Origin of the sequence: Streptomyces sp. P9-2B-2, from assembly GCF_030406865.1 — a bacterium.
GTDB lineage: Bacteria > Actinomycetota > Actinomycetes > Streptomycetales > Streptomycetaceae > Streptomyces > Streptomyces platensis.
Map to the genome: position 1 here is coordinate 1,775,089 of NZ_CP129126.1, position 22,443 is coordinate 1,797,531.

21 protein-coding genes are annotated in these 22,443 nt (G+C 70.6%); 1 reads left to right on the forward strand and 20 read right to left on the reverse strand.

Going from position 1 to position 22,443, the window contains the following annotated elements; translation table 11 throughout:
* Positions 1 to 62 precede the first annotated feature (62 nt).
* The 6 genes from carB to pyrR form a co-directional block, all read right to left on the reverse strand.
* Positions 63 to 3,374 (reverse strand): carbamoyl-phosphate synthase large subunit, encoded by a 3,312-nt coding sequence (gene carB / locus QT196_RS07555; protein WP_168478192.1) that lies wholly within the window; start codon positions 3,372 to 3,374, stop codon positions 63 to 65.
* Positions 3,367 to 4,509, reverse strand: a complete 1,143-nt coding sequence (gene carA / locus QT196_RS07560; RefSeq protein ID WP_266736155.1) for a glutamine-hydrolyzing carbamoyl-phosphate synthase small subunit — start codon at positions 4,507 to 4,509, stop codon at positions 3,367 to 3,369. Before carA ends, carB begins: the two co-directional genes overlap by 8 nt.
* A complete protein-coding gene (locus QT196_RS07565) occupies positions 4,506 to 5,117 on the reverse strand; it encodes a hypothetical protein (RefSeq protein WP_290354646.1) in 612 nt (203 codons plus the stop codon). The genes carA and QT196_RS07565 overlap by 4 nt, the downstream gene beginning before the upstream one ends.
* A complete protein-coding gene (locus QT196_RS07570) occupies positions 5,114 to 6,400 on the reverse strand; it encodes a dihydroorotase (RefSeq protein ID WP_168478195.1) in 1,287 nt (428 codons plus the stop codon). The genes QT196_RS07565 and QT196_RS07570 overlap by 4 nt, the downstream gene beginning before the upstream one ends.
* Positions 6,401 to 6,404: 4 nt before the next feature.
* A complete protein-coding gene (locus QT196_RS07575) occupies positions 6,405 to 7,382 on the reverse strand; it encodes an aspartate carbamoyltransferase catalytic subunit (RefSeq protein WP_085924526.1) in 978 nt (325 codons plus the stop codon).
* A gap of 93 nt (positions 7,383 to 7,475) precedes the next feature.
* A complete protein-coding gene (gene pyrR, locus QT196_RS07580; protein WP_085924527.1) occupies positions 7,476 to 8,066 on the reverse strand; it encodes a bifunctional pyr operon transcriptional regulator/uracil phosphoribosyltransferase PyrR in 591 nt (196 codons plus the stop codon).
* Between the two features lie 221 nt (positions 8,067 to 8,287).
* Between pyrR and bldD the strand changes: the two genes are divergently transcribed.
* Positions 8,288 to 8,788 carry a transcriptional regulator BldD gene (gene bldD / locus QT196_RS07585; protein ID WP_018087605.1) on the forward strand — a complete coding sequence of 167 codons (501 nt, stop codon included), beginning with the start codon at positions 8,288 to 8,290 and terminating at the stop codon, positions 8,786 to 8,788.
* Between the two features lie 182 nt (positions 8,789 to 8,970).
* On the opposite strand, the gene nusB is transcribed toward bldD, so the two are convergent.
* The 14 genes from nusB to QT196_RS07655 form a co-directional block, all read right to left on the reverse strand.
* Positions 8,971 to 9,402 (reverse strand): transcription antitermination factor NusB, encoded by a 432-nt coding sequence (gene nusB, locus QT196_RS07590; protein WP_168478197.1) that lies wholly within the window; start codon positions 9,400 to 9,402, stop codon positions 8,971 to 8,973.
* A 2-nt stretch (positions 9,403 to 9,404) separates the two neighbouring features.
* The gene (gene efp, locus QT196_RS07595; protein WP_168478198.1) at positions 9,405 to 9,971 is read right to left on the reverse strand and encodes an elongation factor P; all 567 of its coding nucleotides are present in this window, start codon (positions 9,969 to 9,971) and stop codon (positions 9,405 to 9,407) included.
* Positions 9,972 to 10,037: 66 nt separating this feature from the next.
* Positions 10,038 to 11,144 (reverse strand): aminopeptidase P family protein, encoded by a 1,107-nt coding sequence (locus QT196_RS07600; RefSeq protein ID WP_168478199.1) that lies wholly within the window; start codon positions 11,142 to 11,144, stop codon positions 10,038 to 10,040.
* Positions 11,145 to 11,213: 69 nt separating this feature from the next.
* A complete protein-coding gene (locus tag QT196_RS07605; protein ID WP_290354647.1) occupies positions 11,214 to 12,107 on the reverse strand; it encodes a Pro-rich N-terminal domain-containing protein in 894 nt (297 codons plus the stop codon).
* Between the two features lie 255 nt (positions 12,108 to 12,362).
* Positions 12,363 to 12,812 carry a type II 3-dehydroquinate dehydratase gene (gene aroQ, locus QT196_RS07610; protein ID WP_168478200.1) on the reverse strand — a complete coding sequence of 150 codons (450 nt, stop codon included), beginning with the start codon at positions 12,810 to 12,812 and terminating at the stop codon, positions 12,363 to 12,365.
* Positions 12,809 to 13,900: a 3-dehydroquinate synthase gene (gene aroB, locus QT196_RS07615; protein WP_168478201.1), complete on the reverse strand. Its 1,092-nt coding sequence runs from the start codon at positions 13,898 to 13,900 to the stop codon at positions 12,809 to 12,811. Before aroB ends, aroQ begins: the two co-directional genes overlap by 4 nt.
* A complete protein-coding gene (locus QT196_RS07620) occupies positions 13,897 to 14,454 on the reverse strand; it encodes a shikimate kinase (protein ID WP_290354648.1) in 558 nt (185 codons plus the stop codon). The genes aroB and QT196_RS07620 overlap by 4 nt, the downstream gene beginning before the upstream one ends.
* The gene (gene aroC / locus QT196_RS07625) at positions 14,451 to 15,635 is read right to left on the reverse strand and encodes a chorismate synthase (RefSeq protein ID WP_168478203.1); all 1,185 of its coding nucleotides are present in this window, start codon (positions 15,633 to 15,635) and stop codon (positions 14,451 to 14,453) included. The genes QT196_RS07620 and aroC overlap by 4 nt, the downstream gene beginning before the upstream one ends.
* A gap of 147 nt (positions 15,636 to 15,782) precedes the next feature.
* Positions 15,783 to 16,610: a shikimate dehydrogenase gene (locus tag QT196_RS07630; protein ID WP_266736140.1), complete on the reverse strand. Its 828-nt coding sequence runs from the start codon at positions 16,608 to 16,610 to the stop codon at positions 15,783 to 15,785.
* On the reverse strand, positions 16,610 to 18,289 hold the full coding sequence (mltG, locus tag QT196_RS07635; protein WP_266736138.1) for an endolytic transglycosylase MltG: 1,680 nt from the start codon (positions 18,287 to 18,289) through the stop codon (positions 16,610 to 16,612). The genes QT196_RS07630 and mltG overlap by 1 nt, the downstream gene beginning before the upstream one ends.
* 128 nt (positions 18,290 to 18,417) lie before the next feature.
* Positions 18,418 to 18,882: a Holliday junction resolvase RuvX gene (gene ruvX / locus QT196_RS07640; protein ID WP_168483622.1), complete on the reverse strand. Its 465-nt coding sequence runs from the start codon at positions 18,880 to 18,882 to the stop codon at positions 18,418 to 18,420.
* 14 nt (positions 18,883 to 18,896) lie between these two features.
* A complete protein-coding gene (gene alaS, locus QT196_RS07645) occupies positions 18,897 to 21,566 on the reverse strand; it encodes an alanine--tRNA ligase (protein ID WP_168478206.1) in 2,670 nt (889 codons plus the stop codon).
* Positions 21,566 to 21,910 carry a DUF6167 family protein gene (locus tag QT196_RS07650; RefSeq protein WP_168478207.1) on the reverse strand — a complete coding sequence of 115 codons (345 nt, stop codon included), beginning with the start codon at positions 21,908 to 21,910 and terminating at the stop codon, positions 21,566 to 21,568. The genes alaS and QT196_RS07650 overlap by 1 nt, the downstream gene beginning before the upstream one ends.
* A gap of 8 nt (positions 21,911 to 21,918) precedes the next feature.
* Positions 21,919 to 22,353 (reverse strand): DUF948 domain-containing protein, encoded by a 435-nt coding sequence (locus tag QT196_RS07655; RefSeq protein ID WP_229894345.1) that lies wholly within the window; start codon positions 22,351 to 22,353, stop codon positions 21,919 to 21,921.
* Positions 22,354 to 22,443 lie beyond the last annotated feature (90 nt).

A 22,443-nucleotide genomic window follows, 5' to 3' on the forward strand; every position in this document is an offset into this window, starting at 1 on the left:
ACGGGGAGGGTCGGGGGGCTCATGAAGAGGGGGACACCGTTTCGGTGTCCCCCTCCTGACCGCTACTCCTGGCGGGCCGCGGTGAGATGTTCGGCGTGTTCCTGGAGGGAACGCACGCCCACGTCTCCGCGGGACATGGCCTCGATGCCCTGTACGGCGGCGGCCAGCGCCTGGACCGTGGTCAGGCAGGGGACGCCGCGGGCGACGGCGGCGGTACGGATGTCGTAGCCGTCCAGCCGGCCACCGGTGCCGTAGGGCGTGTTGACGATCAGGTCGACCTGGCCGTCGTGGATCAGCTGGACGATGGTCTTCTCACCGTCCGGGCCCTCGCCCTCGGACTGCTTGCGCACCACGGTGGTGTTGATGCCGTTGCGGCGCAGCACCTCGGCGGTGCCGGAGGTGGCGAGCAGCTCGAAGCCGTGGGCGACCAGCTCACGGGCCGGGAAGATCATCGAGCGCTTGTCCCGGTTGGCGACCGAGACGAACGCGCGGCCCTTGGTGGGCAGCGCCCCGTAGGCACCGGACTGCGACTTGGCGTACGCGGTGCCGAAGACCGAGTCGATGCCCATGACCTCGCCGGTGGAGCGCATCTCCGGGCCGAGGATGGTGTCCACCCCGCGGCCGTGGATGTCGCGGAACCGCGACCAGGGCATCACGGCTTCCTTGACGGAGATCGGCGCGTCCAGCGGCAGGGTGCCGCCGTCGCCCGTCTTGGGCAGCATGCCTTCGGCGCGCAGCTCGGCGACGGTGGCGCCCAGCGAGATCCGGGCGGCGGCCTTGGCGAGCGGTACGGCGGTGGCCTTCGAGGTGAAGGGGACCGTACGGGAGGCGCGGGGGTTGGCCTCCAGGACGTAGAGGATGTCCCCGGCCATCGCGAACTGGATGTTGATCAGTCCGCGGACGCCGACGCCCTTGGCGATGGCCTCCGTCGAGGCGCGCAGCCGCTTGATGTCGAAGCCGCCGAGGGTGATCGGGGGCAGCGCACAGGCGGAGTCGCCGGAGTGGATACCGGCTTCCTCGATGTGCTCCATGACGCCGCCGAGGTAGAGCTCGTGGCCGTCGTAGAGCGCGTCCACGTCGATCTCTATGGCGTCGTCCAGGAACCGGTCGATGAGGACCGGGTGCTTGTCGATCAGGCCGGCGTGCCGGGTGAGGTACTCCCGCAGCGAGGGCTCGTCGTAGACGATCTCCATACCGCGGCCGCCGAGCACGTAGGACGGGCGGACCATGACCGGGTAGCCGATCTCGGTGGCGATCTGCTGGGCCTCGGCGAAGGAGAACGCGGTGCCGTACTTGGGGGCCGGCAGTCCGGCCTCGGTCAGCACCCGGCCGAAGGCGCCGCGCTCCTCGGCGAGGTCAATCGCCTCGGGCGAGGTGCCGACGATCGGCACACCGTTGTCCTTGAGCGCCTGCGCCAGGCCCAGCGGGGTCTGCCCGCCGAGCTGGACGATGACACCGGCGACCGGACCGGCCTGGGTCTCGGCGTGCACGATCTCCAGCACGTCTTCGAGCGTCAGCGGCTCGAAGTACAGGCGGTCGGAGGTGTCGTAGTCCGTCGAGACCGTCTCCGGGTTGCAGTTGACCATCACGGTCTCGTAGCCGGCGTCGCTGAGCGCGAACGAGGCGTGGACGCAGGAGTAGTCGAACTCGATGCCCTGGCCGATGCGGTTGGGACCGGAGCCGAGGATGATCACAGCCGGCTTCTCGCGCGGGGCGACCTCGGTCTCCTCGTCGTAGGACGAGTAGAAGTACGGCGTCTTCGCGGCGAACTCGGCGGCGCAGGTGTCGACCGTCTTGTAGACCGGGCGGACCCCGAGGGAGTGCCGGACCTCACGGACGACGTCCTCGCGCAGCCCGCGGATCGCGGCGATCTGGGCGTCGGAGAAGCCGTGGCGCTTTGCGTCCGCGAGGATCTCCGGGTCGAGCTTGTCGGCCGCGGCGATCTCGTCGGCGATCTCCTTGACGAGGAAGAGCTGGTCGACGAACCACGGGTCGATCTTCGTGGCGTCGAAGACCTCCTGCGGGGTGGCACCGGCCCGGATCGCCGCCATGACCGTGTTGATCCGGCCGTCGGTCGGGACCTGGGACTTCTCCAGCAGCGCGGCCTTGTCACCGGGCTCGGAGACGAAGTCGAACTGGCTGCCCTTCTTCTCCAGGGAGCGCAGGGCCTTGTTGAGGGCCTCGGGGAAGTTACGGCCGATGGCCATCGCCTCGCCGACCGACTTCATGGTCGTGGTCAGCGTGGCGTCGGCGGCCGGGAACTTCTCGAAGGCGAAGCGCGGCACCTTGACGACGACATAGTCGAGAGTCGGCTCGAAGGAGGCCGGGGTCTTCTCGGTGATGTCGTTGGGGATCTCGTCGAGGGTGTAGCCGACGGCGAGCCGGGCGGCGATCTTCGCGATCGGGAAGCCGGTGGCCTTGGAGGCCAGCGCCGAGGAGCGCGAGACGCGGGGGTTCATCTCGATGACGATGACCCGGCCGTCGTCGGGGTTGACCGCGAACTGGATGTTGCAGCCGCCGGTGTCGACGCCGACCTCGCGGATGATCGCGATGCCGACGTCCCGCAGGATCTGGTACTCGCGGTCGGTGAGCGTCATGGCCGGGGCGACGGTGATCGAGTCGCCGGTGTGCACGCCCATCGGGTCGAAGTTCTCGATGGAGCAGACGACCACGACGTTGTCGTTCTTGTCGCGCATCAGCTCCAGCTCGTACTCCTTCCAGCCGAGGATGGACTCCTCCAGGAGCACCTCGGTGGTCGGCGAGAGCGTCAGGCCCTGGCCGGCGATCCGGCGCAGCTCCTCCTCGTTGTGGGCGAAGCCGGAACCGGCGCCGCCCATGGTGAAGGAGGGGCGGACGACGACGGGGTAGCCGCCGAGCTCGTCGACGCCGGCCAGGACGTCGTCCATGGAGTGGCAGATGACCGAGCGGGCGGACTCGCCGTGGCCGATCTTGCGGTTGACGGCCTCGACGACGTCCTTGAACAGGTCGCGGTCCTCGCCCTTGTTGATCGCCTCGACGTTGGCGCCGATCAGCTCGACGTTGTACTTGTCGAGGGTGCCGGACCCGTGCAGCGAGATCGCGGTGTTCAGCGCGGTCTGGCCGCCCAGGGTCGGCAGCAGCGCGTCGGGGCGCTCCTTGGCGATGATCTTCTCGACGAAGTCCGGGGTGATCGGCTCGACATAGGTCGCGTCGGCGATCTCCGGGTCGGTCATGATCGTCGCCGGGTTGGAGTTCACCAGGATGACGCGCAGGCCCTCGGCCTTGAGGACCCGGCAGGCCTGGGTGCCGGAGTAGTCGAACTCGGCGGCCTGGCCGATGACGATCGGGCCGGAGCCGATGACCAGGACGGACTGGATATCGGTGCGCTTAGGCACGCTGGCCCTCCATCAGGGATACGAAGCGGTCGAAGAGGTACGCGGCGTCGTGCGGACCCGCTGCTGCTTCGGGGTGGTACTGGACGCTGAAGGCCGGCTGGTCGAGGAGGTGCAGACCCTCCACCACGTTGTCGTTGAGGCAGACGTGGGAGACCTCGGCGCGGCCGAAGGGGGTGTCGGAGACCTTGTCGAGCGGGGCGTCGACGGCGAACCCGTGGTTGTGCGCGGTGACCTCGACCTTGCCGGTCGTACGGTCCTGGACCGGCTGGTTGATGCCGCGGTGGCCGTACTTGAGCTTGAAGGTGCCGAAGCCCAGGGCGCGGCCCAGGATCTGGTTGCCGAAGCAGATGCCGAACAGCGGCGTCTTGCGCTCCAGCACTCCGCGCATGACGGAGACCGGGTGGTCGGCGGTGGCCGGGTCACCGGGGCCGTTGGAGAAGAACACGCCGTCCGGGTTCACCGCGTAGATGTCCTCGACGGTGGCGGTGGCGGGGAGCACGTGCACCTCGATGCCACGCTCGGCCATCCGGTGCGGGGTCATGCCCTTGATGCCCAGGTCGATCGCGGCGACGGTGAACTTCTTCGTGCCGATCGCCGGGACGACGTAGGACTCCTTGGTGGCGACCTGCGTGGACAGGTCGGCGCCCTGCATCTCGGGGGCCTGGCGCACCTTGGCCAGCATCGTGCCCTCGTCGGGCAGCGCCTCGCCGGAGAAGATGCCGACCCGCATGGCGCCGCGCTCGCGCAGGTGCCGGGTCAGCGCGCGGGTGTCGATGCCGCTGATGCCGACGACGCCCTGGGCGACCAGCTCGTCGTCCAGCGAGCGCACCGAGCGCCAGTTGGACGGGAGCCGGGCGGGGTCACGGACGACGTAACCGGCGACCCAGATCCGCTGCGACTCGGGGTCCTCGTCGTTCACACCGGTGTTGCCGATGTGCGGGGCGGTCATGACGACGACCTGGCGGTGGTACGAGGGGTCGGTCAGCGTCTCCTGGTAGCCGGTCATGCCGGTGGAGAACACCGCCTCGCCGAAGGTCTCCCCCACGGACCCGTAGGCGCGGCCGCGGAACGTGCGGCCGTCCTCCAGGACGAGTACGGCGGGGATCTTGGCGGTCCCCCTGGTGGAGGTCGTCATCGTGCGCCTTCCGTTTCGGTGTGCTCGGTGGTGCTGGTGTGCTGCTCGGTGGTGCTGTGCTCGGTGGTGCTCAGCCGGTTGACGGCCTCGACCCAGGCCGGGTGCTCGGTCGCCTGATCGGAGCGGAAGCCGGAGTCGATCTCCTTGTCCCCGTGCCGCCAGGTGACGATCAGCAGGCCGCCCTCGGGGAGGACCTTGCCGGCGATGCCCTTGTCGAGGCGGGCGCCGCGCAGTGCGGCGGCCGGCACGAAGAAGTCCGCCGCGCCCGGCCGTACGACGTCCAGGCCCTGGTCGGACAGGGTCAGCTCGACCCGGCTGCGGGTGCCCAGACCGCGGGCCACGATCCGGTCGAGCCACTGCCCGGCGGTGGTGGAACCGTGGTAGCGGCCGCTGAGGGTCAGCTCGGGCTCGCCGAGGTCGTCCGGGGTGGTGGGCAGCTCGGGCAGATCGCCCTGGAGCGTGCCGCGCCACTTCCAGCCCTGGCGCATCAGCCAGTAGACGAAGACGACGAAGACCAGCAGACCGACGACCCAGGAGATCCGGGCGGCCCAGTCGGTGACCGGCGCGGACTTCTGCGCTTCGGCCAGGTGGATCAGTGAAGGAGTCACGCCAGCTTCCCGTCGACGACCGTTGCCCGGCCCCGCAGGAAGGTGTGGGTGACGCGCCCCGGCAGCTCACGACCCTCGTAGGGGGTGTTGCGGCTGCGGGAGGCGAAGCCCGCGGGGTCCACCTCTCCACGGTAAGCGGAATCCAGCAGTGTGAGGTTGGCGGGCTCACCAGCCGAGACGGGACGGCCGTGGCCCTTGGCCTGCCCGATCCGCGCGGGCGCGTAGGACATCCGGTCCGCGACGGCCGCCCAGGTCAGCAGGCCGGTCTCGACCATCGTCTGCTGCACGACCGACAGCGCGGTCTCCAGGCCCACCATGCCCATGGCGGCCGCGGCCCACTCGCAGTCCTTGTCCTCGTGCGGGTGCGGGGCGTGGTCGGTGGCGACGATGTCGATCGTGCCGTCGGCGAGGGCCTCGCGCAGGGCCATCACGTCGCGCTCGGTGCGCAGCGGCGGGTTGACCTTGTAGACGGGGTTGTAGGTGCGCACCATCTCGTCGGTGAGGAGCAGGTGGTGCGGCGTGACCTCGGCGGTGACGTCGATGCCGCGGGACTTGGCCCAGCGGACGATCTCGACGGAGCCGGCGGTCGACAGGTGGCAGATGTGCACCCGCGAGCCCACGTGCTCCGCGAGCAGGACGTCCCGGGCGATGATCGATTCCTCGGCCACCGCCGGCCAGCCCCCGAGTCCCAGCTCCGAGGAGACGATGCCCTCGTTCATCTGGGCGCCCTCGGTGAGCCGCGGCTCCTGGGCGTGCTGCGCGACGACGCCGCCGAAGGCCTTCACGTACTCCAGGGCCCGGCGCATGATCACGGCGTCGTGCACGCACTTGCCGTCGTCGGAGAAGACCGTGACCCCGGCGGCGGACTCGTGCATGGCACCCAGCTCGGCGAGCTTGCTGCCCTCCAGGCCGACGGTGACGGCACCGATGGGCTGCACATCGCAGTAGCCGTGCTCCTGGCCGAGGCGGTAGACCTGCTCGACGACGCCGGCGGTGTCGGCGACGGGGAAGGTGTTGGCCATGGCGAACACGGCGGTGTAGCCACCGGAGGCGGCCGCCCGGGTGCCGGTCAGCACGGTCTCGGAGTCCTCGCGGCCCGGCTCGCGCAGGTGGGTGTGCAGGTCGACGAGGCCCGGCAGAAGGATCTTGCCCTCGGCCTCGATGACGTCGGCGCCCTCCGCGGACAGCCCGGCGCCGACCGCCTCGATGGTCTCGCCGTCGATCAGGACGTCCTGGGCATCGCCGCCGAGCACCTTCGCACCGCGGATCAGGATCTTGCTCATGTTCTTACTTCTCCTCGGTGCGGGTGTGGGTCACGGCGGGTTCGTTGCCGCCGAGCAGCAGGTACAGGACGGCCATGCGGACGGAGACGCCGTTGGCCACCTGCTCGACGACCGTGCAGCGGTCGGAGTCGGCGACCTCGGCGGTGATCTCCATACCCCGGACCATCGGGCCGGGGTGCATCACCAGGGCGTGCTCGGGCATCCGCGCCATCCGCTCGCCGTCCAGGCCGTAGCGGCGCGAGTACTCCCGCTCGGTCGGGAAGAAGGCGGCGTTCATCCGCTCGCGCTGCACCCGCAGCATCATCACGGCGTCGGTCTTCGGCAGGACGCGGTCGAGGTCATAGGACACCTCGCACGGCCAGGTCTCGACGCCGACCGGCACCAGGGTGGGCGGGGCGACGAGGGTGACCTCGGCGCCGAGGGTGTGCAGGAGGTCGACGTTCGAGCGCGCGACGCGGCTGTGGAGCACGTCGCCCACGAGGGTGATGCGCCGCCCGCTCAGGTCCTGGCCGAGCCCGGCGTCCGGGCCGATCAGCCGGCGCCGCATGGTGAAGGCGTCGAGCAGGGCCTGGGTGGGGTGCTGGTGGGTGCCGTCGCCGGCGTTGATGACCGGGGCGTCGATCCAGCCGGAGGTGGCGAGCCGGTAGGGCGCGCCGGAGGCGCCGTGCCGGATGACGACGGCGTCGACGCCCATCGCCTCCAGGGTCTGGGCGGTGTCCTTGAGCGACTCGCCCTTGGAGACGCTGGACCCCTTGGCGGCGAAGTTGATCACGTCGGCGGAGAGCCGCTTCTCGGCGGCCTCGAACGAGATCCGGGTCCGGGTCGAGTCCTCGAAGAAGAGGTTGCAGACCGTGCGTCCGCGCAGCGTGGGAAGTTTCTTGATCGGCCGGTCGGCGACCCGGGCCATCTCCTCGGCGGTGTCGAGGATCAGGACGGCGTCGTCGCGCGTGAGGTCGGCGGCCGAGATGAGGTGACGCTTCATCCGGTGTTCTCCGTGGGTGAAGGAGGTGTACGGGAATGTCCGTAGAGCGGGCATGCCTGCGGGCCCGGGGTCACCGGGTCCGTGCGCGGTGCGCTATCGCTCGCCGGCCGGGGCGGAGTGCTTCACGCCGAGCAGCACGGCGTCCCGGCCGTCCTCCTCGGTGAGCTGGACCTTGACCGTCTCCCGCAGCGACGTGGGGAGGTTCTTGCCCACGTAGTCGGCGCGGATCGGGAGTTCGCGGTGGCCCCGGTCGACGAGGACCGCCAGCTGCACGGCGCGCGGGCGGCCGATGTCGCCCAGCGCGTCCAGCGCGGCGCGGATCGTGCGCCCGGAGAAGAGGACGTCGTCGACGAGCAGGACGACCCGGCCCTCGATGCCGTCGGCGGGGATGTCCGTGCGGGCGAGCGTGCGGGCGGGGCCCAGGCGCAGGTCGTCGCGGTACATCGTGATGTCGAGGGAGCCGACCGGAACCGTACGGCCGGTGATCTCTTCGAGCTTCTCGGCCAGTCGCCGGGCGAGGAAGACGCCGCGGGTGGGGATCCCCAGGAGCACCACATCGTCCGCGCCCTTGGCGCGCTCGACGATCTCGTGGGCGATGCGGGTGAGCATGCGCGCGATGTCCGGGCCTTCGAGCACCGGCCGCGCGGGGAGCTGAACCCTCGTGTCGGAATTGCTTGCGTCCATACGAAACGGACCTCCTTCTCCGCCTCACGGGACGGACCTTAAAGGACGTCGGAATTACGCGCCCAAGGCTACCAGGGGGCCCGCCACGACCCGTCGGCACCCCTGACGGGTGAGGGTCTACCCCGTTCCGCTTGACGAAGTCAGATTACGCTGCGTAACCTCACAGTGAGTTACCAGCCCGCGGCGGAGCCGCATGTCGATAGAGCCGTCTGGGGAGTTTTATGTCCAGCGAATACGCCAAACAGCTCGGGGCCAAGCTCCGCGCCATCCGCACCCAGCAGGGCCTTTCTCTCCATGGTGTCGAAGAGAAGTCCCAGGGCCGCTGGAAGGCCGTGGTGGTGGGGTCGTACGAGCGCGGTGACCGCGCCGTGACCGTACAGCGCCTTGCCGAGCTGGCGGACTTCTACGGCGTCCCGGTGCAGGAACTGCTTCCGGGCACGACACCGGGCGGAGCGGCCGAGCCGCCGCCGAAGCTGGTGCTCGACCTGGAGCGCCTCGCCCATGTCCCGCAGGAGAAGGCCGGCCCGCTTCAGCGCTACGCCGCCACCATCCAGAGCCAGCGCGGTGACTACAACGGCAAGGTGCTCTCGATCCGCCAGGACGACCTGCGCACCCTCGCGGTCATCTACGACCAGTCGCCCTCGGTGCTGACCGAGCAGCTGATCAGCTGGGGCGTGCTCGACGCCGACGCACGCCGTGCCGTGTCACACGAGGAGCTCTGACCCCTCGCACCGCAGAAACGTACCGCCGCCCCGGGCTTCCGGGGCGGCGGTTCTGCGTTCCGGGGCGCTCCGGTTGCCCGCGAGGTGCCCCCATGAGGCCGCTGACGGCGTTCTGCGGGCATGCGAAGGGCCCGGAGCTGCCCTGAGCTCCGGGCCCGTTCACACGCTCTGCCGACCGCCTGCTACGCCTCGCGCCGCAGACTCGGCTTCAGCTCCTTGAGCCGGCCGAGGAGGCCGTTGACGAAGGCCGGGGAGTCGTCCGTGGAGAACTCCTTGGCGAGCTGCACGGCTTCGTCGATCGCCACGGCGTCCGGCGTGCCGTCCACCCAGAGCAGCTCGTAGGCACCGAGCCGCAGGATGCTGCGGTCGGCCGCCGGCATCCGGTCCAGGTCCCAGTCGACCGCGTAGGTGGAGATCAGCTCGTCGATGCGGGTGACATGGTCCGCGTAGCCCTCGACCAGCTCCAGGGTGTATTCGTTCACCGGCGGCTGTCGCGGATCGGTCCGGGCGTGCCGCATCCAGTCCGCGAGCACGGACTGCACATCGGCACCGCGCTGGTCGGCCTCGAAGAGTATCTGGAAGGCGCGCTTACGGGCCTTGGTGCGGGCAGCCACGGTTAGCTGTTCACCCGGCCGAGGTAGTCGCCCGTGCGGGTGTCGACCTTGATCTTCTCACCGGTGGTGATGAAGAGCGGCACCTGGATGGAGTGACCGGTCTCCAGCTCGGCGGGCTTGGAGCCACCGGTGGAGCGGTCGCCCTGCACGCCGGGCTCGGTGTGGTTGATGGTCAGCTCGACCGCGGCGGGGAGCTCGACGTAGAGCACCTCGCCCTCGTGCTGCGCCACGACCGCCTCGAAGCCCTCGATGAGGTAGTTCGCGGCGTCGCCGACGGCCTTGCGGTCGACGTGCAGCTGGTCGTAGGTGTCCATGTCCATGAAGACGAAGTAGTCGCCGTCCATGTACGAGAACTGCATTCCGCGCTTGTCGACGGTGGCCGTCTCGACCTTCACGCCGGCGTTGAAGGTCTTGTCCACCACCTTGCCGGACAGCACGTTCTTGAGCTTCGTGCGGACAAAGGCGGGGCCCTTGCCGGGCTTGACGTGCTGGAACTCGACGACGGACCAGAGCTGGCCGCCGTCGAGCTTGAGCACCATGCCGTTCTTGAGGTCGTTCGTGGATGCCACGGTTGCGGAATCTCCTGGACTGCCGGTGGTGGGACCCGGGAGCAGCGCACGCCGAACCCCTACGGTTCAGAGTGCGAGCAGCTCCTTGGTCGTGATCGTGAGTAGCTCGGGCCCGCCGTCCGCCTCGGGGCGGACGACGAGTGTGTCGTCGATCCGGACACCCCCACGGCCCGGGATGTGAACCCCCGGCTCGACGGTGACCGGCACGCAAGCGTCCAGTTTACCCATGGCGGCAGGGGACAACTGAGGGTCCTCGTCGATTTCGAGTCCCACACCGTGCCCGGTCCACGGTCCGAGCCGTTCCCCGTACCCCGCGGCGTCCAGGACATGGCGGGTCACCCGGTCCACCTCGCGGCACTCCACACCCGGTGCGAGCGCCTCGCGTCCGGCGCGCTGGGCTGCGAAAACGAGATCGTACAGCTCGATCTGCCAGTCCGAGGGCGTGGTGCCGATGACGAAGGTCCGGCCGATCTCGCAGCGGTAGCCGCGGTAATTGGCGCCCAGGCCGACACTGAGGAAGTCACCCTCCTCGACCCGCCGGTCGGTGGGCAGATGACCGGGGCGGCCGGCGTTCGGGCCGGTCGCGACGGAGGTGGGAAAGGCCGGGCCGTCCGCGCCGTGGTCGACCAGCCGGCGCTCCAGTTCCAGCGCGAGATGCCGCTCGGTGCGGCCGACCAGGATCGATTCCAGGAGCTCCCCCAGCGCCTGGTCGGCGATCTCCGCGGCGATCCGCAGACAGGCGATCTCGTCGTCGTCCTTGACCAGCCGCTGCGCCTCGACCGCGCAGGCCAGATCCGTCAGCCGCAGCCGGGGCGCGACCTGGGAGAGGGCCCGGTGCCGGGTGACGGTGAGGTGGTGTTCCTCGACGGCCAGGAGTTCCGCGCCGGCCTTCTCGGCCAGGCCGGCGCCCGCCACGACCGGGTCGCCACCGCGGGTCGGCAGCACCGCGACCCGGACGTCCTCGGCCGGGCGCCCTTCGGAGGGATCACCGCTCAGCGGGCTGCCGCAGAGCAGCAGATCCTCGGCCGGTCCCAGCAGCAGCGCGGCGCCCGGCGGGGCACAACCGGTGAGGTAGCGGACGTTCGCGGGGCGCGAGATCAGTGCGCCGGCACTTCCGGCCCCGGCTACGCGGTCGCGCAGCCGCGTACGTCGGGCCGCGTACAACTCGGACATATCACGAGCGTACGGCGACTCCCCCGAGGCGGCCGGTCGAGCGGGGCCGCCCGGGGGACCGGTGCCGTCCTACCAGTTGGGCGGGCTGGCGATGCTGCGCGCGACGACGTCGTCCAGCACCCGCACCGTGGTGGCGACATCGTGCTGGGAATTGTCGATGATCGGCAGGCCGGAGCCGTACCAGCCGGCCATCCGCCCGTGGATCCTGGCCACCTCTTCGTCGGAGAGCCGGCGGTTGCCGCTGCGCCGGGCGTTGCGCTCCAGCACGATCTCCAGGCCGGGCAGCAGCACGATCGGCAGCAGCCCGGGGCCCACATGGCGCTTCCAGCCGCCGAGGCCGACGACCGGCCGGTCGGGGAAGACGGCGTCGTCGAGGATGCAGGAGATGCCGTTGGCGAGGAAGTTACGGGCGGCGAAGCCGCAGGTGCGGCGGGCGAGGCGGTACTGGGCCTCGGAGTGGTCGTTCCAGCCGGACTGCGGGTCGGCGAAGCCGGAGCGGACCCATTCGCGGACATCGTCGAGGCTGATGTGCGCGGTCGGTACCCGCCGGGTGTCGGCCCAGTGGCGCGCCACGCTGGTCTTGCCGGCCCCGGCCGGGCCGATGAGCAGCACCGCGACGGCCGTGTGCGCGGCGTCCGGTGCGGCATCGGTGGGCGGGCTGGGCAGCGGCACCGGGGCGCCCGGGGGCAGCGGCACATGGCCGGTGACGTCCATGCTGTGCTGGGTGGGCGGGGCCTGCTGGGGTGCGGGCCCGTGCCAGCCCTGGCCGGCGGGGGCGGGCTGCTGCGCGGGCGGCGGAGCGGCGGGGGCCTGCGGCGCGGGCGAAGGAGCCGGCGGCGAGGCGGGCGGCTGGTGCCCTCCCGGTGTATGCCCTCCCGGGTGGGGCGTCCAGTGCATGGATGCCCCGGGTCCTGATGCCTGCCCGCGGGGCGGTGGCAGCGGAGCCCCCACTGCGTAGTGCATCCGGTGGCTCTCCGTCTCGTGCGGTCGACGTGGTGCGGTGCGCCCGGCTCACGCCGGGTGGCACCCGGCGCACCGGGCTCGGCTGCCCGGCGCCCCGTGCGGTAACCCACCGGCCCGGAGGGGCCGTTGTGCCCCACAGCCGTCGGCGTGGGTGGTGCTGGTGCGAACGGTACCCTCCCGGACCCGGCCGGTGGGTGTCCTGCCCCCGGCGCTCGCTGCGGGAACGTCCGGGGGCGCCGTATCTGCCGAGGGGCGTCAGTCGCCCAGTTCCTCGGCCAGCGCGCGGAGCGCGAGCCGGTAGGAGCCGATGCCGAAGCCGGCGACCGTACCGCTGGCGATGGCCGCGATGACCGAATTGTGGCGGAACTCCTCGCGGGCGTACGGGTTGGAGATGTGCACCTCGATCAGCGGGGCGGTGCGCTGGGCCGCCGCGTCCCGCATGCCGTACGAATAGTGCGTGAAGGCACCGGGGTTGATGATGACCGGAATCGATCCGTCGGCGGCCTCGTGCAGCCAGCGGATCATCTCGCCCTCGTCGTTGGTCTCCCGGACCTCGGCGTCGAACCCCAGCTCCTTGCCGAGCCTGGTGCACTCCTCGACCAGGCCGGTGTAGGAGGTGGCGCCGTAGACATCGGGCTCACGGGAGCCCAGCCGGCCGAGGTTGGGCCCGTTGAGGACGAGCACCCGGCGGGGCCTGCCGGTCATGCCGCGATCTCCGCGTGTGCGGCGAGCAGCATGGCCGGGTCCGGGCCCTCCAGGACGGTCGGCCTGGCGAGGCCGTCCAGGACGATGAAGCGCAGCCGGTCACCGCGGGACTTCTTGTCGACCTTCATGGTCTCCAGCAGCTTGGGCCACTGGTCGCCCCGGTAGGTCAGCGGCAGCCCGACGGCCTCCAGGACGGAGCGGTGCCGGTCGGCGGTGGCGTCGTCCAGGCGGCCGGCGATCCGGCCGAGTTCGGCGGCGAAGACCATGCCGACGGAGACGGCCGCGCCGTGCCGCCAGTTGTAGCGCTCGTTCTTCTCGATGGCGTGCGCGAGGGTGTGGCCGTAGTTGAGGATCTCCCGCAGACCGGACTCCTTGAGGTCCGCGGAGACCACCTCGGCCTTGACCCGGATCGCCCGCTCGATCAGCTCGGCGGTGTGCGCGCCGTCCGGGCGCTTGGCGGCCTCCGGGTCCGACTCGATCAGGTCGAGGATCGCCGGGTCGGCGATGAAGCCGGCCTTGATGACCTCGGCCAGGCCGGAGACGTAGTCGTTGACCGGCAGCGAGTCCAGCGCGGCCAGGTCGCAAAGCACGCCGGCCGGCGGGTGGAAGGCGCCGACGAGGTTCTTGCCCTCGGCGGTGTTGATGCCGGTCTTGCCGCCGACCGCGGCGTCCACCATGCCGAGCACGGTGGTCGGTACGGCTATCCAGCGCACCCCGCGCAGCCAGGTCGCGGCGACGAAGCCGGCCAGGTCGGTGGTGGCCCCGCCGCCGACGCCGACGATCACATCGCTGCGGGTGAAGCCGGACTGGCCGAGCGCCTTCCAGCAGTAGGCCGCGACCTCGACGGTCTTGGACTCCTCGGCGTTCGGCAGCTGGATGGCGATCGCCTCGTAGCCCTGGGAGGCCAGGTCCTCGCGCAGCGCCTCACCGGTGGCGGCCAGCGCCTCCGGGTGGAGCACCGCGACGCGCTTGACGCCCTCGCCGATCAGGCCGGGGAGTTCACCGAGCAGCTGCCGCCCGACGAGCACCTCGTACGGATCGGTACCCGCCGTGCCGCCTACCTGGATACGGGTGGCCTGCTCCGTCATGCCTGTTCCTCCCTGTGGGCGGCCCGCGGGGCGTCTCCCCCGGCCGGCCGAAGCTCCAAAGCGTCCAGGATCGCCTCGGCGACCTGCTCGGGGGTGCGCTCCCCCGTTTCGATCACGGCGCGCGCGACCTCGGTATACAGAGGGCGGCGCCGCTCCATCAGCTCGCGCCACTGCTTGCGCGGATTGACGGCCAGCAGCGGGCGGGGCGCGTCCAGGCCCACCCGCTTGACGGCGTCCGCGAGTTGCACGTCCAGGAAGACCACCGGCAGTCCGGTCAGCAGCTCGCGGGTGCCCTCGTCGAGGATCGCGCCGCCGCCGAGCGAGAGCACTCCCGGGTGACCGTCGAGCGCGTCCCGCACCGCGGCCCGTTCCAGGTCGCGGAAGTGCGGCTCGCCCTGGTCGATGAAGATCTCGGCGATCGGCCGGCCGGCCGTGGCGACGATATCGGCGTCGGTGTCCCGGTAGCCGACGCCCAGCCGCTCGGCCAGCAGTGCGCCCACCGTCGACTTACCGGCCCCGGGCGGGCCGATCAGCACGACGACCGGGGACGTCACTTGATCGCCAGGTTGTCGAGGAAGCTCCGCACATTGCGGCGGGTCTCCGGCACGCTGTCGCCGCCGAACTTCTCCACCACCGCATCCGCCAGCACCAGCGCCACCATGGCCTCGGCGACGATGCCGGCGGCCGGCACCGCGCAGACGTCCGAGCGCTGGTGGTGCGCCTTGGCCGCCTCGCCGGTGCTCACATCGATGGTCGCCAGCGCCCGCGGCACCGTCGCGATCGGCTTCATCGCGGCGCGCACCCGCAGCAGCTCGCCGGTGGTCAGCCCGCCCTCGGTGCCGCCGGAGCGGCCCGAGCTGCGCTTGATGCCGTCGTCGGTCGCGAGGATCTCGTCATGGGCCTTCGAGCCCGGCACCCGCGCCAGGTCGAAGCCGTCGCCGACCTCGACGCCCTTGATGGCCTGGATGCCCATGAGGGCGGCGGCCAGCCGGGCGTCCAGGCGGCGGTCCCAGTGCACATGCGAGCCGAGGCCCACCGGCACGCCGTAGGCCAGCACCTCGACCACACCGCCGAGGGTGTCGCCGTCCTTGTGGGCCTGGTCGATCTCGGCGACCATCGCCTTGCTCGCGTCCGCGTCCAGGCAGCGCACCGGGTCGGCGTCCAGCTTCTCGACGTCGGAGGGCTTGGGGTACACCCCGTAAGGGGCCTTGGCCGCGGCCAGCTCGACGACGTGCGAGACGATCTCGATGCCGGCCGTCTCCTTGAGGAAGGAACGGGCGACCGTGCCGAGGGCGACCCGGGCGGCGGTTTCGCGGGCGGAGGCGCGCTCCAGGATCGGGCGGGCCTCGTCGAAGCCGTACTTCTGCATACCGGCGAGGTCGGCGTGGCCGGGGCGGGGACGGGTCAGCGGCGCGTTACGGGCCAGCGCGGCCAGCTCCTCCGGGTCCACCGGGTCGGCCGCCATCACCTGCTCCCACTTGGGCCACTCGGTGTTGCCGACCATGATCGCCACCGGCGAGCCCATCGACAGACCGTGCCGCACCCCGCCCAGGAAGGTGACCTCGTCCTGCTCGAACTTCATCCGGGCACCGCGGCCATAGCCGAGCCGGCGCCGGGCCAGCGCGTCCGCCACCATCTCCGTGGTGATCGGCACGCCGGCCGGAAGGCCCTCCAGCGTCGCCACGAGTGCGGGGCCGTGCGACTCCCCCGCCGTCAGCCAGCGCAACCTGCTCAACGGTGCTCCTCATGTACTGCTCATCCGCGTACGGTCTCTCCCTGATCCTCCCACGTCGCGCGGGACGACCGGCGCCCAGTCCAGGGTGCGGACCGGGCGCGCGGGGACGTACGGGACGGTCCGGGCGGAAGGGCCCGGTACGGAGGGTCAGCGGGCGGTGAGCGCCGCCTCGCCCGCCGTGCGCATCGCGGCCAGCGGCGCCGGGGACCGGCCCGTCATCCGCTCCACCTGGAGCACGGCCTGGTGGACCAGGAGGTCGAGGCCGCCGACCACGGCGCCGCCGCGGTCGGACCAGGCCGCGGCCAGCGCGGTCGGCCAGGGCTCGTAGAGCACGTCGAAGAGCGTGCCGGGCCGGTCGGGGACCGCGGCGGCGAGCGCGTCGGTGGTTCCCGCCGGGGTGGTGGCGATGGTCAGCGGTGCCTCGAAGGCCGCGGCGGCGTCCTCCCAGGCGGCGGTGCGGACCGTGACGCCGAGCCGCTCGCCCCAGCCGCGCATCTCGTCGGCGCGCGCCGCGCTGCGGACGTACGCGGTGACCTCGCCGGTGCAGATCCGGGAGAGCGCGGCGAGCGCGGAGGAGGCGGTGGCCCCGGCCCCCAGGACCGACGCCCGCTCGACCTGTTCCACCCCGCGCTCACGTAGCGCGGCGAGCATGCCGGGGATATCGGTGTTGTCGCCGACGCTCCGGCCGCCCTCGGTGAAGACCACCGTATTGACGGCCTCCACGGAGGCAGCGACCTCGCTGATCTCGTCGAGCAGCGGAATCACCGCGCGCTTGAGCGGCATGGTCAGCGACAGGCCCGCCCACTCGGGGCCGAGCTTCTCCAGAAAACCGGGCAATGCCGCCTCGTCGACCTCATAGCGGTCGTACGACCAGTCCGCCAGCCCCAGTTCCGCATACGCGGCACGGTGCAGCACCGGGGAAAGGGAATGGGCGATCGGGGAGCCGAGTACCGCAGCCCGACGGGTGGTGCTCATTACTTGGCTTTCTCTTGTTCCTTGAGGTAAATGCGGCGGTTGCGTTCGTGCTCTTCGTTCGTCTCGGCGAACAGCGTCTTTTCCGGATTGATCGAGACGAAGTAGTACCAGTTGCCCTTGGTCGGGTGGATCGCCGACTTCAGCGCCTCTTCACCCGGGTTGCCGATCGGCCCCGGCGGCAGTCCCTTGAACTTGTAGGTGTTGTAGGGATCGTTGAAGTTCCGCAGATTGTCGACGGAGCCGGTGTCGAGCGTGCTCTTGGACCGGGCGTAGTTCACCGTCGAGTCGAAATCGAGCAGACCGTAGGTCTCGGTGTTGTTCGGCTTGAGACGGTTGTAGACGACCCGTGCGACCCGGTCGAAGTCGTGCTTGTACTTGCCCTCGGCCTGCGTAAGGCTGGCGACGGTGAGCAGCTGCATCGGCGAATCGAGGTGCAGCTTCTGCGCATTCCCCTCCAGGTCGTACTTCGCGTACACCTGGTTCGCCCGCGCCACCATCTGCTTCAGGACCGCTGCCGGCTTCGTGTTCTCCCCGACGCTGTACGTCGACGGATAAAGGAAGCCCTCCAGCGGGTCCTTTATCTTCGCGGAGTCGTTGGCCCACGAGGGCAGGCCGAGGCTCTTGGACTCGGCCTTGGCGACGTCCTTGGTGGTGCCCGTTTTGAGGTGGAGCTTTTTGTCGATGAGTTTGTAGACGTCGCCGGAGCGCAGTCCTTCACGGATCGTGAGGCCGTTGCGGCTCTTGGGGTTAACCATCAGTTCCACGGCCGAGGCCGCGGACATGTGCTTGCGCAGGGAATAGGTCCCCGGCTGAAGGACTTTGTCCTTCTTGCTGTCGACGGCCGCCTCGGAGAAGGCGTCGGCGCTCTTGACCACGCCTGCCTTCTTGAGGGCGAGACCCATCTCAAGGATCGTGGAATCCTCCGGGACGTCGACCTGGACCTCGCCGGTTCCTTCGCCCTCGTAGTCGGGGGCCGAACCGAGGTGGCTCATGATGAAGTCATAGCCGAAATAGCCGACGACGCCGACGGCTCCGGCGAAGAACAGGGTGACGACCAGGCAGGTCCGGCCGCTGTGCCGTTTGTTCTTTTTGTTCTTCTTGCCGCGGCGGTCGCGGCCACCGCGGCCCTCCTCGCGCGGGTCCCGGTCGTCGCGGTCGTCGTCATCGCCGTGGTCCGCGAAGAACGCGTGCTCCGGCTCGGGCTCGCGCGGCTCCGGCTCGGCCCGCCAGTCGTCGCCGGCCCCGGTGCCCTCGTCGTAGTAGGGCTCCCGCTGCTGGGGATGCGGCGGCTGCTGGTACTGCTGTTGCTGCTGCATCCCCTGCTGGGGCTGCTGGGGATGCTGGGCCTGCATCCCCTGCTGCTGCGGATGCTGGGGATGCGGCGGATAGGCCTCGGGAGCGGCGTAGTAGTCGGGGTTCGCCCCGGCGTACGGGTCGGCCGGTGGCTGCTGCCCGTAGGGGTCGTACGGGTCGTAGGGGACCTGCCCGCCCTGCGTCCCGTCCCAGCCGCCGTTGTAGTGCTGCTGGGCATACGGGTCAGCCTGCTGCTGGGGGTACCGGTGGGCCTGCTGCCCGTCCCACTGAGGCTGCTGGTCCTGGCCTCTGGAGGAACCGTCTCCGTAGAGCGGGTCCTCGGGATGCCACGGTTCGGAGCCGTAGCCCCGGCCATACTCGGTCATCGATCCCCTAGAGCCGAGAGGCGGTGCACTCCGGCCTGGCAGTGCGCTTGCCGTAACCCGATCCGCCTCTACTTGCACGCGCGGCTGTTCGAACGCCGCACATCGCGCGGAACGTTACCGTACCGCGATCAGATGACCACTTCGACGCTCTCGCCCGGAGGTTCCCCGGAGACACGTTCGGTCTCCAGCGCGCTCTGAAGGATCACCACCGCGGCGGCCTGGTCGACCACCGAGCGGCCCTTCTTGCTCCGGACCCCGGAGGCCCGCAGACCCTGGGTCGCGGTGACCGTCGACATCCGCTCGTCGACCAGCCGGACCCCTACGGGAGCGATGTTCCGGGCCATGTCCTGGGCGAAGGCCCGGACCTTGGCCGCGGCCGGCCCCTCTCCCCCGTTGAGGGAGCGGGGCAGGCCGACCACGACTTCGAGGGGCTCGTACTCCTCGACGATCGCCTTGAGCCGACGGTGTGCTGACGGGACGTCACGTCCCGGCACGGTCTCGACGGGGGTGGCGAGGACCCCGTCGGGGTCGCACGAGGCGACCCCGATACGGGCGTCCCCGACATCCACGGCGATACGCCGGCCGCGTCGCATCTCACTCACGCGCGTCAGGCCGCCTCGGCGACGAGGCGCTCGACGGCCTCGATGGCCTCGGGCACCGCGGCGGGGTTCTGACCGCCGCCCTGGGCGACGTCCGGCTTGCCGCCGCCACCGCCACCGAGCGTCTTGGCGGCCGTACGGACCAGGTCACCGGCCTTGATGCCGCGCTCGCGGGCGGCCTCGTTGGTGGCGATGACCGTCACCGGGCGGCCGTTGGCGACCGAGAACAGCGCCACGACGGCGGCCCGGTCACCCTGGATCCGGCCGCGGACGTCCAGCACCAGCTTGCGCAGATCGTCGGCGGAGGTGCCGTCCGGGACCTGCCCGGCGGCGAGCGCCACCCCGCGCACGTCCTTGGCGCCCTCGGCCAGCCCGGCGGCGGCCTGGAGCACCTTCTCGGCGCGGAACTTCTCGATCTCCTTCTCGGCGTCCTTCAGCTTGGCCAGGACACCGGAGATCTTCTCGGGCAGCTCCTCCGGGCGGCCCTTGACCAGCTCGGTGAGCTGGGAGACGACGGTGTGCTCCCGGGCCAGGAACTTGTAGGCGTCGACGCCGACCAGCGCCTCGACCCGGCGCACGCCGGAGCCGATGGACGACTCGCCGAGCAGCTTCACCAGGCCCAGCTGAGCGGTGTTGTGGACGTGGGTACCGCCGCACAGCTCCTTGGAGAAGTCGCCGATGGTGACGACCCGGACACGGTCGCCGTACTTCTCACCGAATTCGGCGATGGCGCCCTGCTTCTTGGCGTCCTCCATGCTCATGACCTCGGCATGCACATCGAGCTCACGGGCGAGGACATCGTTGATCTTCTGCTCGACGTCGGTCAGCACCGTGCCCGGCACGGCGGCCGGCGAGCCGAAGTCGAACCGGAAGCGGCCCGGGGAGTTCTCCGAACCGGCCTGGGCGGCCGTCGGGCCCAGGGCGTCGCGCAGCGCCTGATGCGTGAGGTGGGTGGCGCTGTGGGCGCGGGCGATGGCCCGGCGGCGGGTGATGTCGATGACGGCGTACGCGGCCGAGCCGAGCACCACCTCGCCGACCTGGACGACGCCCTTGTGGACCGTCACGCCGGGTACCGGCTGCTGGACGTCACGGACCTCGACGACGGCGCCGGAGTCCAGCTTGATCCGGCCGGTGTCGGCGAGCTGGCCGCCGCCCTCGGCGTAGAAGGGGGTGCGGTCCAGGACGACCTCTACCTCGTCGCCCTCGTGGGCGGCGGGGGCCGAGGCGCCGTTGACCAGGAGGCCGACGACGGCGGACTCGCCCTCGGTGGCGCTGTAGCCGGTGAACTCCGTGCTGCCGGACTTGTCGGCGACCTCACGGTAGGCGGACAGGTCGGCGTGGCCGCTCTTCTTGGCCTGGGCGTCGGCCTTGGCGCGGTCCCGCTGCTCCTTCATCAGGCGGCGGAAGCCGTCCTCGTCCACCGAAAGGCCCTGTTCGGCGGCCATTTCGAGGGTGAGGTCGATCGGGAAGCCCCAGGTGTCGTGGAGCAGGAACGCCTTCTCGCCGGGCAGGACCGAGGAACCGGCGGACTTGGTGTCCGTGACGGCGGTGTCGAGGATGTTGGTGCCGGCCTTCAGCGTCTTGACGAAGGCGGCCTCCTCGGCGAGGGCGACCGTCTCGATGCGGCGGCGGTCCTCCAGCAGCTCCGGGTACTGCTGGCCCATGGTCTTGATGACCACGTCCAGCAGCTCGCCGACGACCAGCCCGCTCGCGCCGAGCAGCCGCATGTTGCGGATGGCGCGGCGCATGATGCGGCGGAGGACGTAGCCACGGCCCTCGTTGCCGGGGGTGACGCCGTCGCCGATGAGCATCGTGGACGTACGGATGTGGTCGGCGACGACGCGGAGCGAGACATCGGTGGCGTCGGAGTCGCCGTAGCGCACCCCGGAGAGCTCGGTGGCCTTGTCGATGACGACGCGCAGGGTGTCCGTCTCGTACATGTTCGGGACGTCCTGGAGGATCATCGCCAGGCGTTCGAGACCGAGGCCGGTGTCGATGTTCTTGCTGGGCAGGTCGCCGAGGATTTCGAAGTCCTCCTTGCTCGTGCCCGCGCCCCGCTCGTACTGCATGAAGACCAGGTTCCAGATCTCCACATACCGCTCGTCGTTGACGGCCGGGCCGCCCTCGACGCCGAACTCCGGGCCGCGGTCGTAGTTGATCTCGGAGCACGGGCCGCAGGGGCCCGGGACGCCCATGGACCAGTAGTTCTCCTTCTTGCCCAGGCGCTGGATGCGCTCCTTGGGCACCCCGATGACCTCGTGCCAGAGGCGCTCGGCCTCGTCGTCCTCGAGGTAGACGGTGATCCAGAGGCGCTCGGGGTCGAGGCCGTAGCCGCCGTCGGCCTGCGAGCCGGTCAGCAGCTCCCAGGCGTACTTGACGGCGCCTTCCTTGAAGTAGTCGCCGAAGGAGAAGTTGCCGCACATCTGGAAGAACGTGCCGTGCCGGGTGGTCTTGCCGACCTCTTCGATGTCCGGCGTACGGACGCACTTCTGCACGCTGGTGGCGCGCGGTGCCGGCGGCTTGACCTCACCGAGGAAGTACGGCTTGAAGGGGACCATGCCCGCGTTGACGAGCAGCAGCGTCGGGTCGTCCGCGATGAGCGACGCCGACGGCACGACGGTGTGCCCGCGCTCCTCGAAGAAGCGCAGCCAGCGGCGGCGGATTTCAGCCGACTCCATCAGTGGTCCTCTTTTCCAGTCGGTCCGGTCAGACCGGTAGGTCCGGTTGTTCTCGTGGTTCGGTACTGCGGTTCGAGCACCGCACGGCGCGGTGCCGGCAGCTCGCGCACCCCGTCCGGCTCGCCGAGCCCCAGGGCGTCGTGCAGCTGTTCTTCACGGTCCGCCATTCCGGTGCGTACGTCCAATGCAAATTGGCGCAGCCGGTGTCCGGTCTCGACGGCCTTGTCCGCGGCCTGTGCGGCGAGGCTGTCGGGCTGTAGCTTGCGCAGCTTGCTGTGGACCTTGTTGGTGGCCCAGACGCCGGCGGCGGCGCCGGTGGTGAACCAGAATGCGCGGCGGAACATCGCTGTGATCAGTCCTTGGAGCGACGGTTACGGCGCCCGCCGCGGCGGGCGCCGGGCAGGGTACGGCCGAGGACGACGGTGCGCTCCGGCTCCGGTTCGCCCTTCTTGCCGATCGCGCGGCGCACGCCGTAGCCGAACGCCGCCACCTTGACCAGCGGGCCGCCGAAGGCGGAGGACACGGTCGAGGAGAGCGCGGAGGCGTTGGCGGTGACCTCTTGGACGTCGGCGGCGATGGCATCGACGCGGGCCAGCTGGGTGTGCGCGGAGCGGACCGTCGCGGAGGCGTCGGCGAGGAGGGGCACGGCCTTCTCGGACACCTCGGCCACCATCTTGGTGGTCGCCTTGAGCGTCTGCGCGAGCCTCACCAGCACGAGGGCGAGGAACGACACAAGGATCGCCCAGAAGACGGCCACGAGGATCCCGGCCACCTCTCCACCGGACACGTTGGCACCACTCTCCGACTGGTTCGGTCTGCTTCTCGTCCTGCTCGAACGGCAACCTTGACCTTATCGCGCCGTGACTGTCCGTCCGTA

Excerpts from the sequence above, each read along its gene's own strand:
- QT196_RS07605 (WP_290354647.1), bottom strand. The coding sequence starts at position 12,107 with ATGCACTACGCAGTGGGGGCTCCGCTGCCACCGCCCCGCGGGCAGGCA.
- ruvX (WP_168483622.1), bottom strand. The coding sequence starts at position 18,882 with ATGCGACGCGGCCGGCGTATCGCCGTGGATGTCGGGGACGCCCGTATC.
- aroQ (WP_168478200.1), bottom strand. The coding sequence starts at position 12,812 with ATGACCGGCAGGCCCCGCCGGGTGCTCGTCCTCAACGGGCCCAACCTC.
- carA (WP_266736155.1), bottom strand. The coding sequence starts at position 4,509 with ATGACGACCTCCACCAGGGGGACCGCCAAGATCCCCGCCGTACTCGTC.
- QT196_RS07600 (WP_168478199.1), bottom strand. The coding sequence starts at position 11,144 with ATGTCCGAGTTGTACGCGGCCCGACGTACGCGGCTGCGCGACCGCGTA.
- alaS (WP_168478206.1), bottom strand. The coding sequence starts at position 21,566 with ATGGAGTCGGCTGAAATCCGCCGCCGCTGGCTGCGCTTCTTCGAGGAG.
- aroB (WP_168478201.1), bottom strand. The coding sequence starts at position 13,900 with ATGACGGAGCAGGCCACCCGTATCCAGGTAGGCGGCACGGCGGGTACC.
- QT196_RS07650 (WP_168478207.1), bottom strand. The coding sequence starts at position 21,910 with ATGTTCCGCCGCGCATTCTGGTTCACCACCGGCGCCGCCGCCGGCGTC.
- QT196_RS07630 (WP_266736140.1), bottom strand. The coding sequence starts at position 16,610 with ATGAGCACCACCCGTCGGGCTGCGGTACTCGGCTCCCCGATCGCCCAT.
- QT196_RS07575 (WP_085924526.1), bottom strand. The coding sequence starts at position 7,382 with ATGAAGCGTCACCTCATCTCGGCCGCCGACCTCACGCGCGACGACGCC.
- bldD (WP_018087605.1), top strand. The coding sequence starts at position 8,288 with ATGTCCAGCGAATACGCCAAACAGCTCGGGGCCAAGCTCCGCGCCATC.
- QT196_RS07570 (WP_168478195.1), bottom strand. The coding sequence starts at position 6,400 with ATGAGCAAGATCCTGATCCGCGGTGCGAAGGTGCTCGGCGGCGATGCC.
- mltG (WP_266736138.1), bottom strand. The coding sequence starts at position 18,289 with ATGACCGAGTATGGCCGGGGCTACGGCTCCGAACCGTGGCATCCCGAG.
- pyrR (WP_085924527.1), bottom strand. The coding sequence starts at position 8,066 with ATGGACGCAAGCAATTCCGACACGAGGGTTCAGCTCCCCGCGCGGCCG.